Below are 16,269 nucleotides of genomic sequence, written 5' to 3'. Positions count from 1 at the left end.
GGGCGGCAGAGGCGAATAAAACGGAGATTAACCGACGAAACGTTCGACCTTTTCAAACGCCGCGCGCAGGGTTTCGGCGTTCAGTTCAACCGGCAGAAAATGGATGGACTCCACCGGGCGCAGGGTATGGGCAATTACCTGATCCAGCTGTTCGCGATTCTTGATATCCACCTCCAGCGCCGCCAGCGTGGTCGGCAGGTTAAAGCGCTGATACGCCTGCACCAGCTGCGCCAGCACCTCGTCCTGGCCGAGCAGGGCGCTCTGGACCAGAATGCCGTAGGCGACTTTGGTCCCGTGAAGATACTTCTCGGTCTGCGGCAGCACCGTCAGCCCGTTATGCACGGCATGGGCGGCGGCGACGCGGGTATAGCGCTCGCCCAGCCCGCCGACCATACCGCCGCCGGCGATGATCGCATCCACCACGTCGCGAAAAGCCTGGGTCAGCTCGCCGCGCTGCTGGTCGGCCAGCGCCGTTTCGCTGCTTTCCAGCAGCACATCGCGGATCGCCAGCGCGCCGTTGATACCCAGGCGCACGGTGAGCGGCAGCGTCTCCGGCTGCGGAGCCAGCACCACCGCTTCATACCATTTCGCCAGCGTATCGCCGATGCCCGCCAGCAGGTATTCCGCCGGCGCGTTAAGAATAATGTGCGGCTCCACCAGCACCAGGAAGTTGGCGTCGTCGAAAATCTCGAACTGCAGCGCCTGACCGGCATCGTTATACCACACCGACAGTGGCGTCCACGCCGCGCAGGTAGCGGCGATGGTGGGGATGACCACCACCGGCAGGCCGAGGCGACGGGCCAGCGCCTTCGCGGTATCGAGCAGCGCGCCGCCGCCAACGCCAATCACCACCGACCGATCGTCGCCGGATGCGCGGGCCAGCTCGCTGACGTCGCTTTCGCTGCAGTGGCCTTTAAATAATATTTTTTTGGCGCCAGGCGCGTTAAACGCTGCCGGCAGAAAAGCCTGCGCGCCCGCGATAGCCCGCTCGCCGTAAACCCACACCGCGCGTGAAAGCTGTTCTTCGCTGTAAAAATCCTGCAGCCGGGCAAGGCTGCCGGGATGGGAATAGTAGTTGGCGGGGCCGGGGACCACGCGGATATCGCTGTGACTCATCAATGCTGTCCTTGTGCTGTTTCGCTAACCCGATGTTATGTCTGGACATCCGGATGGCTAATATTATTTCGCTTTAACTTATGCCTTTTATGCATTTGTCAGTCAAGGGCGGCTATGAAAAATTCGTTAAATCAGAACATTAATCGACAGGGTGCAGGGGATGACCGGCAATCGCCTTGAGATGCAAAATATTAGCCTGGCCTTTTCCGGCTTTCGGGCGCTGAGCAACGTGTCTTTTACCCTGAAGGGGGGGTCGGTGCACGCACTCACCGGCGCCAACGGCGCAGGTAAGTCAACGCTCATGGCGGTGCTGTGCGGCACGCACGCCCATTACGAAGGCGAAGTGGTGATTAACAATCAGCCGGTAAGCATTCGCTCGCCGCGCGACGCCAAACAGCTGGGGATTCACCTGGTGCAGCAGGAGGTTGACGTCGCGCTGGTCCCGGGCCTGAGCATCGCGGAAAACATCATGCTCGACAGGCTGGCTGAACCGGGGCTGGCTTTTCGCTGGGGGCGGCTGCGCCAGCTGGCGCGCGAGGCGCTGGCCCAGCTTGACGTCAGCCTCGATGTACGCCGCTCCATCGACAGCTGCACGCTGGCGGAAAAGCAGCAAATTCTGCTGGCCCGCGCGCTGTCGCACCACTGCCGCTTTCTTATCCTCGATGAGCCGACCGCGCCGCTGGACCAAAACGAAAGCGAGCGCCTGTTTGCGGTGGTTCGCCGCCTGCAGCACCAGGGCATCGGTATCGTGTTTATCTCGCACCGCATTCATGAATTAAACGCGGTTTGCGACACCCTGACGGTGCTGCGCGACGGCCGGCTGATTGAGAGCGGGCCGATGGCCGATCTGAGCGGCGAGCAGATCGTCGAAAAGATGCTCGGCCATGAGCTGAGCGATATCTTCCCGCCGAAGCGGCCGCCGCATAGCGATGAGGTGCTGTTACAGGTTGAAGGGCTGCACGACGAAGGGCTGCTGCAGGATATCTCGCTGCGCCTGCGCAAGGGGGAGATTCTGGGGATCGCCGGGCTGGCGGGCGCCGGGAAAACCGAGCTGTGCAAGGCGCTGTTTGGCGCCAGCAAAAGCCGGTTGACGCGCGGCGAGCTGAATAGCCAGCCGTGGCGACCGCGCGACCCGGCGGATTCGGTGGCGCGCGGTCTGGCGCTGGTGCCGGAAGAGCGGCGCAAAGAGGGCATTTTTATCGAAGAGCCGGTGGCGATGAATCTGGCGGTTAGCGCCGACAGCAGCTTCTCTCGCTGGAGTCTGTTTGGCCATCGTCAGGCCTGGCGCTGGGCGGAAGAAGTGATCGCCAGGGTGGGGATACGGACGTCGGGTCCGGCGCAAACCTTGCGCCGTCTCTCCGGCGGCAATCAGCAAAAGGTGGCGATTGGCAAATGGCTGCGCGGCAACGCCAACGTCCTGATTTTCGATGAGCCGACCAAAGGGGTCGACGTCAAAGCCAAAACGGATCTTTTCAACGTGATTGACGGCCTGGCGCGGGAAGGCAAAGGGGTGATTTACGCCTCGGGCGAATTCTCCGAGCTGGTCGGGCTGTGCGATCGCATCTGCGTGCTGTGGGACGGGCGCATCGTGGCGGAAATTCCGGGCGCAGAGGCCCGGGAAGAGAACATTCTTTATTACTCCACCGGAGGAGCAGCAGCGTGAGTAAAGCCCTGGCAGTGAACGCGACGGTATCGGGCCGTCAGCGATTTTTCGATTTTCTCTACAAATGGGGCATGTTGCTGACCGTCGTCCTGCTGATCGCCGTTTTTGGCCTCGCGTCGGACAACTTCCTCGACCCGTTTAACATCATCAACATCCTGCGCTCCATCGCCATCGTGACGGTGATCGCCATCGGCGTGTCGATATCGCTGACCATCGGCGGCTTCGATTTGTCCGTAGGCTCCACCGCCTCGCTGGCCAATGCGCTGGTGATTTCGCTGTTTGTCTGGCACGGCTTCGGCACCACCGAGGCGATTGTTGTCACCCTGGCGCTCTGTACCTTAGTGGGGCTGTTTAACGCGTTTCTTATCGTGATCCTGCGTATTCCCGACATGCTGGCGACGCTTGCCAGCCTGTTCGTGATTCAGGGCGTGGCGATGACCTACAGCTATGGCGGGTCGATCACCGAAAATATGGTGCTGCCGAGCGGCGATATGGCGGAAGGCGCGATCCCGGCGGCGTTCGGTTCGCTGGGGCAGGTGCCGACGATAGTGATCATTATGCTGGTGGTGACCGTTATCGCTCAGCTGGCGCTCTCTTTTACCACCCACGGTCGGCGGATGTACGCCATCGGCGGCAACCCGGAAGCGGCGCGCCTCTCCGGCCTGCGGATCACCCGTTATAAGGTGGCGGCATATGTGATCGCCTCTCTGCTGGCGGGGCTCGGCGGCATTCTGCTGGCTTCACGTATCGGCTCGTCGCAGGTGAACGCCGGCGGCGGCTACCTGATGGATGCGGTGGCGGCGGCGTGGATTGGCTTCTCGCTGGCTGGTTCAGGTAAACCGAACGCGCTCGGTACGCTGGTGGGGGCGGTGATTCTGGGCGTGCTCTCCAACGGCCTGGTGATGCTCTCGGTGCCGTACTACGCAATGGACATTATTAAAGGGCTGGTGCTGGCTGGCGCACTCGCACTGACTTATTTTCAGCGCCGTACCTAAAATTTTACCCGTCATTCTTCAAATTGCAGGTGTGTTGGCTGCGTTCACTCACCCGAATCACTTACTTATGTAAGCTCATCGGGATTCGTTTACTTGCCGCCGTCCTGCAATTCGAATTATCTAGGGTAACAAAAAGGAAACACTATGAAAAAGATAACATATTCACTCATCGCACTGGGGTTGTTCAACGCGACGGCAGCTTTTGCTGAAACTCCGACGCCGCTTCCGGCGGCGATTGCCGAACATAGCGGGCCGATTCGCATCGCGGTGATCCGCAATCTGGGCTCCGACGATAACACCACCCAGTTTGTCTCCGGGGCGATCCAGGAGGGGAAAAAGCTCGGGTTTAAAATCAGCACCTTCCTCAGTAACGGTGATGATGCCAAATTCCAGGACTTCGTTAACCAGGCGATTAGCCAGAAATACGACGGCATTATTCTATCTCAGGGACGCGACCCCTACGCCACCGCGCTGGTGAAAAAAGCGGTGGATGCCGGGATCAAAGTCTCGGTCTTCGATACCGCGGTAAACGGCGAGATCCCGGGCGTTACCGTTACCCAGCAGGATGACGCTTCGCTGACCGAACTCTCCTTTGGCCAACTGGTGAAAGATTTCAACGGCAAAGCCAACATCGTCAAACTGTGGGTCGCGGGTTTCCCGCCGATGGAGCGCCGCCAGGCGGCCTACCAGACGCTGCTTAAACAAAACCCCGGCATCAAAGAGCTGGAGTCCATCGGCGCGGTCTCTTCCGACGTGCAGGGCGATACCGCCAACAAGGTCGGCGCGATCCTGGCGAAATATCCGAAAGGCAAAATTGATGCTATCTGGGGAACCTGGGACGCCTTCAGCCAGGGCGCGTATAAAGCGTTGAAAGAGAACGGCCGCACCGAGATCAAACTCTACAGCATCGATATTTCCAACCAGGATCTGCAGCTGATGCGCGAATCCGGCAGTCCGTGGAAGGTGAGCGTGGCGGTGGATCCGAAGCTTATCGGCGCCACCAACGTGCGCCTGATCGCCAATAAGATTGCCGGGGAACCGACGCCTGCGACCTACGACTTTAAAGCGGCGGCGATCCCGCAGGCGCTGCTGGCGGCGCAGCCGGGGGCGGTGAACGTCGCCTCGCTGGGTAAAATAATCCCGGGCTGGGGCCAGACCGAAGACTTTATCGCCCCGTGGTTCGCCACTCTCGAAGCAAAGAACAAATAACAACTACCCGGTAGCGCTGCGCTTACCGGGCAACAGGAGGTTGCGTGACTGCGTTACCCACACCAGAATACAGCCGCAATATGCGGCTGATCGGGCATAGCGATCAGGGGGGACGCCCGGACGGCGTCCAACTGATGGTCCATCGTGGTTTTGCCTATATCGGCCATATGGTCTCGCAGGGTTTTTCCGTGGTGGATGTGCGCGACCCGAAAAATCCGCAAACGGTCAATTACATCGCTGCGCCGCCGGGTACCTGGAACGTCCATTTACAGGCGCACGACGATCTGCTGCTGGTGATCAACGCCCGGGATCTGTTCGCCGATGCCCGCTTCGCCGACGAGAAGGTTTACTACACCCGTTCGGTGGGCGAGACGGTCAGCGACGTACGGGATAAGGGCTGGAGCGCCGGACTGCGGATCTTTGATATTTCGGTTGCGGATAAACCGCGTGAAATCAGCTTCCTGTCGCTTAACGGCATCGGCATTCACCGCATCTGGTACGTCGGCGGACGCTGGGCCTACGTCTCCGCGCTGATCGACGGTTTTAGCGACTACATTTTCCTCACTATCGACCTGGCCGATCCGCGTAAGCCGGAAGTCGCCGGGCGCTGGTGGCTACCGGGAATGAATCTGGCGGCGGGGGAGACCGCGCAGTGGCCGGAGGGCAAGCGCTATGCCCTGCATCACGCGATTATCGCCGGCGACACCGCCTACGGCAGCTGGCGCGACGGCGGTCTGACCCTGCTTGATGTGCAGGACCGCGCGCATCCGAAGCTGATCAGCCACCGTAACTGGAGCCCGCCGTTTGGCGGCGGCACCCACACCGCGCTGCCGCTCCCGGATCGGGATCTGCTGGTGGTGCTTGATGAGGCGGTGCTGGATAACCAGCAGGACGGCGAGAAGCTGATCTGGCTGTTTGATATTCGCGACCCAACAAACCCGGTGAGTATTTCGACTTTCCCGCAGCCGGATGAGACCGACTATGTGGCGAAAGGGGCGCATTTCGGCCCGCATAACCTGCATGAAAACCGTCCCGGCAGCTTTGTCAGCTCAACGCTGATTTTTGCCACTTACCAGAATGCGGGCGTGCGGGCTTACGATATATCTAACCCTTATCGACCGGTGGAAACCGGGGCGCTGGTGCCTGCCGCACCGGTAAAAATGATGGATACCCGCCCAGGCCGCCCGCGGGTGATCCAGTCCTGCGACGTCTTCGTTGATGCGCAGGGCATAATCTACAGCACCGACTATAACGGCGGGCTATCGGTGATTGAGTATCTGGGGTAGGGGATTGTGGGTTGTTGCCTTCCCGGGTTGCGGCGTAAACGCCTTACCCGGGCTACCGGACCACAGACGGTGGCGAACCCGTAGCCCGGCTAAGCGCAGCGCGAGCCGGGAAAGGCTGGACGGAGATTCAACCGTACTGACGAATTCGCGCAATCAGTTCTTCGACATTGTCGAGACGGTCAGCAATGAGAATAAGCGCTTTACCCAGCGTGATGGCGTGGCGCAGGCATTCATGGCGCATGGCTTCGTCCTGGATAGTATCGATATCCGCCACGTGCGACAGCCCGACGCTGCGGCGAATCAGTTCGGTGCCGCAGAAGCCCACCGCGTCTGCCCAGACTTTCTTCAGAAACGTGGAAGCATAGCCGGGCCAGGCCAGCGCGGCATCACGGGATTTCTCCGCCGCCAGCGTCTGAAAACGCTCGGCGAAGGTTGTCCAGAACTGCTGAATATCGCTGAGGCGCTGTTCGCGAGCCGCAGCGGCATCGCGAATGCCCAGATGGCCTGGCAGACCGCAGTAGTTGAGCAGCAGGTTGCCGATGGCGGTACCGATATCGAAGCCTATCGGGCCGAAAAAGCCGAACTCGGCGTCGATGGCCTTAAAGCTGTCCTCGGCGACGAAAATCGAGCCGCTGTGGATATCGCCATGCAGCAGCGCTTCGGCATGGGAGAAGAAGCGGTGCTTGAGCGCGGCCACCGCCAGCTTCAGCTGCGTATCGTCGCGCAGGGCGGCGACATCGGCTTCCAGCGCGGCTGGATAGCTGTTGCGCTCGTGAACCTGATACGGGTCGTTGAAAAACAGATCCTCGGTGATTTCGCACATCTCGGGGTTAATAAACTGCGCCACCTGGGCTTTTTTCTCGTGAGGATGCAGATAAAAGTCGCTGGTGTGGAACAGCGCCTGGGCCAGGTATTCCCCCAACTGGCTGGCGGCCTGCGGGTAGTAAACGTTGTTAATCAGCTCGCCGCGCCAGATGCGGTGATCGGAGAGGTCCTCCATCACCATCACCGCCAGCGCGGGGTCGAAATGCACAATCTGTACCGTGTGCTGCGGGCAGTGCTGATAGTGAGCCACAAGGGTTTGCGCCTCAAGGCGGGCGCGATCAAGGGTCAGCGGCCAGGATTCTCCCACGCAGCGCACGTAGGGCAGCGCCTGCTTAACGATGATCCGGCTCACGCCCTCGGTATCGAAAATTTTAAACACCAGGTTGAGGTTACCATCGCCCACTTCCTGCGCGGACACCAGTTCTGACGGGTTTTCGATACCGCCAAATTGTTGGGCGTAAGCCACCGCATCGCTGGCCGTGAAAGTATGGTATTGCGACATTGCCTCGATCCTCAAAATTCTGATTAAGCCGTTCAGACGTCTATACTTCTGGATTCCATCCTGACACAATGTGATACAACAACGCAACAGGGATTTAACTAAATGCAGACACTACAGACCACCAGCCTGCGGGTAAGCGAAAATCAGCTCTTTATTCTTGACCAGCAGGCCTTACCGCAGGAAAAACGCTGGCTGGCGGCGGATAACGTGGCGCTGCTGGTGGATCATATTCACGCCCTGCGGGTGCGCGGCGCGCCGCTGATTGGCCTGTCGGCGAGCCTGTTGCTGGCGCTGCTGGCGCAGCGCGGTCTGACCCGTGATGCGCTATCTCAGGCGCTGGAAACGCTGCGCGCCGCGCGGCCGACGGCGGTAAACCTGATGAATAATCTGGATCGCATGAAGCAGGCGCTGGCGGAGGAGCACTTTCCGCAGGCGCTGGAAGCGGAAGCGCTGCGTCTGATCGCAGAAGATAAACAGCTTTGCGCCAGCATCGCCGAGGCGGGCAGCGCGCTGGTGACGCCGGGCAGCCGCCTGTTGACCCACTGCAATACCGGCGGCCTGGCGACGGCGGGCGTCGGCACCGCGCTGGGGGTGATTGCGCTGGCGCATCAGCAGGGAAACGTGGCCAACGTCTGGGTGGATGAAACGCGCCCGCTGTTGCAGGGCGGACGTTTGACCGCCTGGGAGCTGGGTGAGCTGGGCGTGCCGTACCGGCTAATTACCGATTCGATGGCCGCCAGCCTGATGGCGCAGGGCCAGGTCGACGCGGTTTGGGTGGGCGCTGACCGTATTGCCGCCAACGGCGACGTGGCGAATAAAATCGGCACCTATTCGCTGGCGGTGCTGGCGAAGTATCATCAGATTCCCTTTTACGTGGCCGCGCCGCAGACCACCCTGGACCGCCATTGCCCGAACGGCGCGGCGATTCCGATTGAGCAGCGGGCAGCCGCCGAAGTGACCGGCGTCGCTGGCAGCTTTGGCGCGGTACAATGGGCGCCGAGAGAGGCCGCGGTGTACAACCCGGCCTTTGACGTCACGCCCGCATCGTTAGTCAGCGGCTGGGTGCTGGACAGCGGCGTGGTGACCCCGGAGCAGGTCGCCGCCGGGGCGTTCAAGCCAGAAAAGGCCTGAACCTGAGCGAAAAAGGCGAAGCGACCTCCCTCGCTTCGCCTTCAACTTATGGCAGCGCCATTTCTACCGCCGGAGCGGACTGCCGGTCGATATGCTTGCCGAGCGCCGTCAACGCCGCCTGGTAAGGGCACAGCGTTCCGACGTCGGTGGTCTGACAGCCCGACTGACGCCACTCCTGGCGCAGCATTGGATGCTGGCTATCCGGCATTTGCAGGCGGCGTAAATCGTCCAGACTTTGCGCCTGGAAGTAGACGCGCAGGTAGCGTTTCCCGCTGTGGGTATCGCGCCAGCGCTCGAGGACCAGGCTGCTGCCCGGCGGGATGTTGCCGCGGCTGTACCCCGGCAGCTGCCAGCTAAAATCCATCAGCGTACGCACCATGGCGATATTGGTATCGTGTGCCACCAGCAGCAGCCAGCGTACGTTTGGCGTGGCGCCTTCTTGTACCCCTTCCAGCATCGCGTTAAGCAGAATCGAGCCGCGTTTTTGCGCGGTATAAAACACGTCGTTGCTCAGATCGTAGTTTTCCGTCAGCAGCGGCAGCAGGGCGGTGATCTGGCTGGCGCGGGTAATATGGTCCCACGCCAGCTGGCTGAGGGGCAGGTTTTCGCTCCACCCCAGGCGCAGCGTCTCGACCATATTGGCCATTACGCTCAGACCGCTAATCGACGTTTTGCCGCTTTTGCTCTGCTCCACCTGCCACGGTAGATCAAACACCGGGCAGGGCTTATCGGGTACGCAAACCGCGTTTTTCAGCAGTTGAATAGCCGGGGCCAGCGCCTGCCGACGCTGGGCCAGATCGCCGGCCTTCTTCTTCACCTCCGCCAGCTGGCGGGCGGGATCGGGTTGCGTGGCGGCAAATTTATCGGTCTGAAACAGCGGGTCGGCGTCGCCGCTGACGTGATGAATCATCACGCCGCAGCCGGGAAATGCGCCGTCCACCAGCGCCTGGGCGGTGGCCCGCGTGCGCTGCAGGGGGCTGGCGCGAACGTAAATTTCCCCGTTCGCCGGACAGCCCGCCGTCAGCAGACCGAGCTGGCGATAGCGCGCGCCTTCATCGCGCCCTTTATTGACGACGGCGGCATAGCCGTGGCCGGTGAGCTCGCCGTCGTGGGTGGTCCACTGCGTCCACGGACGCTGGGTCGCGGCTTCGATGGCCTCCCGGTTGCCCTCCGTCGGCGGACGAATGCCGTGGCGGCTGAGTTCAACCACCTTTTCCAGCGCAAACTGCGCGGCGGCGTGCCCCGGCGCAGCCAGCAGCGGCAGGGTGCAGGCGAGCAGCAGACGTAGCAAAACCTGATGTCGTACAGGCATCATAAAATCTTCCTTATAAGTTAAAAGGTTATGACGAGAATGAGGTCTGACGTTCTATCGCGTGTCGCCTGGCGACAATCGCGGCGGTGGTAAAACAGAATAGCGCGGACATCAGGCCGGTGCCTACCCAAAACAGCGACAGCGTACTGAAGTCATACAGCGTTTTGCCGTTTTCGATCATCGAGGTTTTATCGATGATGATGCCGGTGAGAAACTCGCCGAGTCCCGCCCCCGCGTAGCTGGCGATACCGATGGTGCCGAGCGCGGCGCCCGCCGCTTTACGCGACGAAATATCGACGGCGATCAGGCCGCCAAGGAAGCAGGTCAACGCCCCGATAGTGGCGCCGAAGATAATCATCGCCAGAATATCGGTGTAGTAGCCGTGCGGCGACCAGAGCATCAGCGCAAAGCCGGCGGTATTGAGCAGGCTGATAAAGCCGGCCATCACGCTGCGGTTGCGCGGGAAGAAACGGTCGGAGAGCATCCCGGCGATAATGGTTCCGGCGATACCTGCGATGGCGTTGACCCCGATAATCCCGGACGCTTCGAGAGTAGAGTAGGCTTTATCCTGTTCGAGGAAGAAGATCCCCCATGAGTTCACCGCGTAGCGGTCGATATACATAAACGCCGAGGCCAGCGCCAGCGTCCACAGGGCCGGGTTGCGCAGCGCCAGCAGCTGGTTTTTAAACACCGAGCCGCGGGCTTCCGTCTCCTCCAGCGGTTCGTCGCGAATCACGTTGATTGACGGGAAGCCGCAGCTTTGCGGCGAGTCGCGCATAAACAGCAGCATCAGCACCACCCCGGCGGCGCCGAGCGCGGCGGTCGACAGGTAGCCCATCTGCCAGCCGAACCCGGCAATCACCGCCGCGATCACCATATAGGTCATCGCTTCGCCGATATTATGCGCCGTCGACCAGATGGCGTAAAAGGTGCCTCGTTCTTTACAGCCGTACCAGCGCGCCAGCGATACCACGCAGGGGCCGACGCCCATCGACTGCGCCCAGCCGTTGATCCCCCAGAAGATAGCCAGCAGCATGGCGTTGCTGGTCATCCCCATCATCAGGTTCATCCCGGCGCTTAGCAGCAGCCCGAGGCTCATATAGCGCACCACGTTGGCATGATCGGCGATAAAGCCATTGACCAGCTTGCCGATGGCGTAGCTGAAAAACAGCGTTGAGCCGATCATGCCCAGCTCCGTCGGGGTAATGCCGAGCTCCACCAGCGCGCTTTTGGCGACGGTGAACGACAGCCGACAAACGTAGAAGGTGACGTACGCCAGGGTCATGGTAATAAAGGTTTGCCAGCGCACGCTGCGAAAGCGCTGCTCATCGAACTCTCCGCCCGCTTTGGGCGGCGAAGCGCGAAAAAATGCGATAATTCTTCCAGACATAATGGTATCTCCGAAGGTCGGAGGCCTGACTGATTAGTGTGGTTCGTCCATGAGGTTTAACCCGTCATACTTCAAGTTGCATATGCGTTGGCTGCGTTCGTTCACCCCAGTCACTTACCAGAGTCAGCTCCTGGGGATTAATGAGAGGCTCCTGCCTCTCACCGGAGGCCAGCCTTCGGCTGGTCAAATTCGTTCCCGACGAATTTGTCACTCACTTGCCGCCTTTCTGCAACTCGAATTATTTAGGGTTGATTGTCGTTGTGTAGAGTACATAATCAGATAAAGCCTGACCCGATACGGGTTAAGGTAGTGGGTGACAAAGCATGTTTTTTAATTGTGGGTAGAGCGTCTTGCTGGCCAGCAGCAGCGGGTTGCCGTGACGAATCCCGTCGTTTGCCAGATAGTCGTTGCTAAGGCCGCCCGCTTCGCGCATCAGCACCAGCCCCGGCAGTCCGTCCCATGGGTTCATATGCGGTTCGTAGTAGCCGATAAGCCTGCCCGCCGCCGCCCAGGCGCTCATCAGCGCTCCGGAGCCGTTGCGGATAAACATCCCGCCGTCGCTCAGCAGCGCATCAAGGAAGGGCAGAAAGACCGCAGGCGTCACGCGGTGCGACGTGCCAACGCCCATCACCCCCTCTTTGACCGTCGCCGCCGGATGCGGCGCGATGGGCGTATCGTTAAGCCATGCGCCCTGGCCTTTCAGGGCGTGGAACAGCTCGCGGTGGTTGGGGTCGTACACCACCCCGATAACCGGTTCGCCGTCGGCAAGGATGGCCAGCGACAGGCACCAGGTGTGCAGGCCGTTAAGAAAACAGCTGGTGCCGTCGATAGGATCGACAACCCACAGCACGCGCGCGTCCGGCATCTGCGTCCCGCTCTCCTCGCCGAGAAAACCGTCCTGCGGGAAGGCGTCGGTAATGCGCTGCTTAACAAACGCTTCGACCCGCTTATCGGCGACGCTGACCACATCCTGCAGGTCGTCGCCTTTATGATCCACCGCCAGCCGGTCGCGCTGCTGATAGTATTCGAACGCCAGCTCAGCGCCGGCCTTCGCCAGCTCGCAGGCTAAACGATAGCGGGCCTGCAGTTCATGTAATTCCAGTGATTTCATCGTAACTCCCTATTTTTGCACACGTGTGCAATTCGCCTGAAAAAAACAGCCCCGAAGGGCAAAATGAGTGTGGATGGATTAAAAGAATTATTCTGTGATCGCTCCGGCATAAAATGAATTTTTCATTTCGCGCTTTGACGAACGATCAGTTTCACCGGTACTTCACGATGGCGTGACGGCAGGCTGAATTTGGCGATCCTCGTCACCAGCAGATCCACCGCGTGGTGGGCGAGCAGGGCGGTATTCTGCTGCACGGTAGTCAGCTGATAGGGCTGCCAGTCCGCCTGCGGGATATCGTCGAAACCGATAATTGCCGGCAGCGAAGCCGTGGGGTTGTCCGCCCGCAGGCCGTCCAGGGCGCCAAGCGCCAGCATATCGGTGGCGCAGAATAGCGCCTGCAGACGCGGATGCGCGGCGAGCAGCTGCCTGGCGGCGGCAAATCCCGCCTGATAGCCGCTGCTGTCGCAGAAGTGCGCGGCGATCTCCATGCCCTGGCTATGGGCAACAAACGCTTCGTAGCGCTGGCGGGTGCTGAAGTTATCCAGACTTTCGCCGATAAACCCGGCCTGGCGCCACCGGCGCTGGGCACACAGCTCGGCCACCAGCTTCGCCCCCTGCGCGTTGTCGCTGCACACGCGGTCGCAGCCGGCCAGCTCGGCGTGGCGGTTGATAAGGGTTACCGGGATTTTTCGCTCCAGATACTCCTCCGCCAGCGACAGCGGCGGCGCCCCGGAGGTGATAATGACCCCCGCGACGTGATAGCTCAGCAGCTGCCTGAGCGACGGGGCGAGCTGCTGCGGATCGTCGGCGTTCATCAGTAGCGGCATAAAACCGTTGAGCGCCAGCTGGTGGACCAGCGGCGACAGCAGCTTGCTGCGGAACGGGTTATCAAACCCAGCGGTGACGATGCCAATAAAGTTGCTGCTGCCGGTGTTCATCGTGCGGGCGATGATATTCACCTGATAGCCCAGGGTTTCCGCCGCGGCGAGAACCTTCTGGCGGGTTTTTTCCGCCACCGATGCCCCGGGCGTAAAGGTACGGGAAACCGCGGAACGGGAGACGCCAGCGAGCCGGGCAACGTCCTCTGCCTTAATCCATTTTTTTTCGCTCATAGTATCAGGGTACGGGTTATCCTCAGTGAGCCCGCGCCGACGCTGGAGCCCATGGCCGGCACGGAAAAAGTCGTTAAAAGGTACCACATAAATCCCCGGGCGAGCAGTGGGTTGACGCGGCATCGCGACCGCGTCAACTTCAGGCTTATGCCGGATAGCGAATCTGCTCCGCCTGACGCTGCAAAATGACCTTGCCATGTCGAATGGAGGTCAGCACTTTGGCCTGGCGGCGCAGCGCGTCATAGTCGTCTTCCGCATCGAGGATCAGCAGGTTCGCCGGGCGTCCTTCGGCAATGCCGTAGTTGTCGCCGAGGCACAGGGTGCGGGCGCTGTTCTCGGTAATCAGATCGAGGCAGCGCTGCAAATCTTCGTATCCCAGCATATGGCAGATATGCAGCCCGGCGTCGAGAATGCGCATGATGTTACCGTTGCCCAGCGGGTACCACGGGTCCTGAATGGAGTCCTGAGCGAAGCAGACGTTGATCCCGGCGCGGTCCAGCTCCGCCACCCGCGTCACGCCGCGGCGTTTCGGCCAGCTGTCGAAGCGACCCTGCAGATGAATGCTTTCGGTCGGGCAGGAGATAAAGTTAATGCCCGAAGCTTTGAGCAGGCGGAACAGCTTCGAGCAGTAGGCGTTATCGTAAGAGCCCATGGCGCAGGTATGGCTGGCGGTGACCTGCGCGCCCATGCCGCGCACCCGGGCCTCTTCCGCCAGCACTTCCAGAAAGCGCGACTGCGGGTCGTCGGTTTCATCGCAGTGCACGTCCACCAGGCAGCCGTGGCGCTCGGCCAGGTCCATCAGAAAAACCAGCGAGCTGACGCCCTTATCGCGGGTATTTTCATAGTGCGGAATGCCGCCCACCACGTCGGCGCCCATTTCGATGGCGCGGGTCATCAGTTCGCGTCCGCCGGGAAAGGACTCAATGCCCTCTTGCGGAAAGGCGACGATCTGCAGATCGATAAGATGGGCCGCCTCCTTTTTCACCCTCAGCATCGCCTCAAGGGCGGTCAGGGAGGGATCGGTGACATCAATGTGGGTACGCACGTGCTGTACGCCGTTGTCGCGCAGCATGCCGATGGTTTTCAGCGCCCGCTGGCGCGTATCTTCGACGGTGACGCTCGCTTTGCGCTGGCTCCAGCGGGCGATGCCCTCAAACAGGGTGCCGCTCATATTCCACTCCGGCTCGCCCGCCGTCAGGGTGGCGTCAAGATGGATATGCGGCTCGACGAATGGCGGGATAACCAGCTTTTGTTGGGCATCGATGTCGCTGGCGCCAGCCGCCTGCGCCGCCGCCTGCGCTGTAATGCTTTTAATCACGCCGTCCTGTAAGTCGAGGGTATAGAGCGCTTCTTGCTGGCGCAGGCGCGCGTTGATAATTTTCATGGTTTTTCCCGTAAATGGTTTTGCGACATACGCCAGATCGCTAAGGCGACCGAGGCGTTGAGATGAAATTGCGGATGGCTGACCGGATAGCCGGTCAACTTTTCAATACGCTGAATACGTTGATGCAGCGTGTTACGGTGAATGCCCAGCCGCTCGGCGGCCCTGACCACGTTGCCGCTCTCCTGAAGCAGCGTTTCCAGGGTCTCCATCAGCAGCCACGGGCTTTTGCGATCCGGCTCAATCAGACAGCCGAGGGTGTCGTGCATAAAGTCGCTCAGCAGGGCGGGGTCGCTAACGGCGGAGAGCAGCTTGATAAACCCCAGCTGCTGGTAGTCGCTGATGCGCTGGGCCGGACGCAGATTATCGCTAAGATCCAGCGCCTGACGCGCTTGCGACAGCGCGCGCTGATATCCCTGCAGCTGCTGCACCGGCGCCGAAAGGCCGCACAGCAGCGAAAGCCCGTCGTCGCCCTCCGCCAGCGCAATCAGCCACGCCTGGAGCCACGTTTTCTGCTGATAAAACTCGCCGTCTTCATCCGGCAGGAGGAAGAGAAACATATTGCTGCGCTCGACCAGAGGGAAGGGGTTGCCCTGCTGATTGAGCTGCTGCTGCAGGCGTTGGCGCACGGTGCGGCGGGCCTGCTGAAGCCAGGCTTCGGCCTGCTCCGGCGGAAACTGGCGAAACAGACGCGGTATCCCCTCAAGGCGCAGCGCCGCCACCCGCAGCGGACGTGTAAAATCCAGCTGCTGGTGGAGCGCGCGCTGATGCAGTATTTGCAGGTCGGGGTAGTCGCCGGTTAACAGCTGCAGCAGAATATCGCGCTGCGATTGCAGGGCGTTTTCGCTGCGTACCAGTGCGGTACCGATGCGTTCGGTCACGATCACCATTTTCAGCAGATAGGGCTGTTCGATTAGCGGAATGCCCAGCGCGTCGGCCAGCGCGATCAGGCGCGGCGGGATCGCCTGAATATAGACGTCGCCGGTGAGGATCACCATGCCGGCGATCCCGCGCTGTTTGCCTTCCATCAGCAAATGAATCAGGTTGTCTTCATCGCGGGGATGGTTGATCCCGGTGATAAATACCAGCTCCCCGCCCATGATCCATTCGGCGATATTTTCATTTTCCGCCACGTAGTACCAGCGAACCGCCAGCTGCAGCCCCTGCTTACCGGCGCGCAGGCGCATGGCGGAGAGCCCCTCCAGGGCGAGGATTTCGCCGACCGTCAGGCTCACG

General features: G+C 60.8%; 13 protein-coding genes. 5 read left to right on the top strand and 8 right to left on the bottom strand.

Features of this window, described 5'->3' with window-relative positions:
• Nucleotides 1–27: 27 nt before the first annotated feature.
• The gene (locus tag K7H21_RS20265; protein WP_004130349.1) at nucleotides 28–1,116 is read right to left on the bottom strand and encodes an oxidoreductase; all 1,089 of its coding nucleotides are present in this window, start codon (nucleotides 1,114–1,116) and stop codon (nucleotides 28–30) included.
• A gap of 160 nt (nucleotides 1,117–1,276) precedes the next feature.
• On the opposite strand from K7H21_RS20265, the gene K7H21_RS20260 reads away from it, so the two are divergent.
• The 4 genes from K7H21_RS20260 to K7H21_RS20245 all read left to right on the top strand — a co-directional run bounded on the left by K7H21_RS20260 (nucleotide 1,277) and on the right by K7H21_RS20245 (nucleotide 6,269).
• Nucleotides 1,277–2,779, top strand: coding sequence for a sugar ABC transporter ATP-binding protein (locus K7H21_RS20260; RefSeq protein WP_142467813.1), 1,503 nt, complete (start codon nucleotides 1,277–1,279; stop codon nucleotides 2,777–2,779).
• Nucleotides 2,776–3,774 carry an ABC transporter permease gene (locus tag K7H21_RS20255; protein ID WP_004130353.1) on the top strand — a complete coding sequence of 333 codons (999 nt, stop codon included), beginning with the start codon at nucleotides 2,776–2,778 and terminating at the stop codon, nucleotides 3,772–3,774. The genes K7H21_RS20260 and K7H21_RS20255 overlap by 4 nt, the downstream gene beginning before the upstream one ends.
• Before the next feature lie 144 nt (nucleotides 3,775–3,918).
• Complete coding sequence (locus K7H21_RS20250; RefSeq protein WP_004130354.1) at nucleotides 3,919–4,983, top strand: sugar ABC transporter substrate-binding protein; 1,065 nt, start codon at nucleotides 3,919–3,921, stop codon at nucleotides 4,981–4,983.
• 44 nt (nucleotides 4,984–5,027) lie between these two features.
• Complete coding sequence (locus K7H21_RS20245) at nucleotides 5,028–6,269, top strand: LVIVD repeat-containing protein (protein WP_004130356.1); 1,242 nt, start codon at nucleotides 5,028–5,030, stop codon at nucleotides 6,267–6,269.
• Nucleotides 6,270–6,396: 127 nt separating this feature from the next.
• Here the strand turns inward: K7H21_RS20245 and mtnK are convergent, their stop codons facing one another.
• Nucleotides 6,397–7,596 carry an S-methyl-5-thioribose kinase gene (gene mtnK / locus K7H21_RS20240; protein WP_142444881.1) on the bottom strand — a complete coding sequence of 400 codons (1,200 nt, stop codon included), beginning with the start codon at nucleotides 7,594–7,596 and terminating at the stop codon, nucleotides 6,397–6,399.
• Nucleotides 7,597–7,698: 102 nt separating this feature from the next.
• Between mtnK and mtnA the strand changes: the two genes are divergently transcribed.
• On the top strand, nucleotides 7,699–8,727 hold the full coding sequence (gene mtnA, locus K7H21_RS20235) for an S-methyl-5-thioribose-1-phosphate isomerase (RefSeq protein WP_049123344.1): 1,029 nt from the start codon (nucleotides 7,699–7,701) through the stop codon (nucleotides 8,725–8,727).
• A gap of 46 nt (nucleotides 8,728–8,773) precedes the next feature.
• Here the strand turns inward: mtnA and K7H21_RS20230 are convergent, their stop codons facing one another.
• The 6 genes from K7H21_RS20230 to K7H21_RS20205 all read right to left on the bottom strand — a co-directional run bounded on the left by K7H21_RS20230 (nucleotide 8,774) and on the right by K7H21_RS20205 (nucleotide 16,268).
• The gene (locus tag K7H21_RS20230) at nucleotides 8,774–10,042 is read right to left on the bottom strand and encodes a histidine-type phosphatase (protein WP_087828679.1); all 1,269 of its coding nucleotides are present in this window, start codon (nucleotides 10,040–10,042) and stop codon (nucleotides 8,774–8,776) included.
• Nucleotides 10,043–10,067: 25 nt separating this feature from the next.
• Nucleotides 10,068–11,429, bottom strand: coding sequence for an MFS transporter (locus tag K7H21_RS20225; protein ID WP_004130364.1), 1,362 nt, complete (start codon nucleotides 11,427–11,429; stop codon nucleotides 10,068–10,070).
• A 301-nt stretch (nucleotides 11,430–11,730) separates the two neighbouring features.
• Nucleotides 11,731–12,540, bottom strand: a complete 810-nt coding sequence (locus K7H21_RS20220; protein WP_004130365.1) for an inositol monophosphatase family protein — start codon at nucleotides 12,538–12,540, stop codon at nucleotides 11,731–11,733.
• Nucleotides 12,541–12,662: 122 nt separating this feature from the next.
• Nucleotides 12,663–13,652 (bottom strand): LacI family DNA-binding transcriptional regulator, encoded by a 990-nt coding sequence (locus tag K7H21_RS20215; protein ID WP_049112311.1) that lies wholly within the window; start codon nucleotides 13,650–13,652, stop codon nucleotides 12,663–12,665.
• Between the two features lie 145 nt (nucleotides 13,653–13,797).
• Nucleotides 13,798–15,036 carry a cytosine deaminase gene (gene codA / locus K7H21_RS20210; protein ID WP_142444882.1) on the bottom strand — a complete coding sequence of 413 codons (1,239 nt, stop codon included), beginning with the start codon at nucleotides 15,034–15,036 and terminating at the stop codon, nucleotides 13,798–13,800.
• Nucleotides 15,033–16,268: a PucR family transcriptional regulator gene (locus tag K7H21_RS20205; protein WP_142444883.1), complete on the bottom strand. Its 1,236-nt coding sequence runs from the start codon at nucleotides 16,266–16,268 to the stop codon at nucleotides 15,033–15,035. Before K7H21_RS20205 ends, codA begins: the two co-directional genes overlap by 4 nt.
• Nucleotide 16,269 lies beyond the last annotated feature (1 nt).

The organism is Klebsiella sp. CTHL.F3a, from assembly GCF_019890895.1.
Classification (GTDB): domain Bacteria; phylum Pseudomonadota; class Gammaproteobacteria; order Enterobacterales; family Enterobacteriaceae; genus Klebsiella; species Klebsiella grimontii.
The sequence above is the reverse complement of the archived record's forward strand: the minus strand, read 5'-3'. Positions and strand labels throughout refer to the sequence as shown.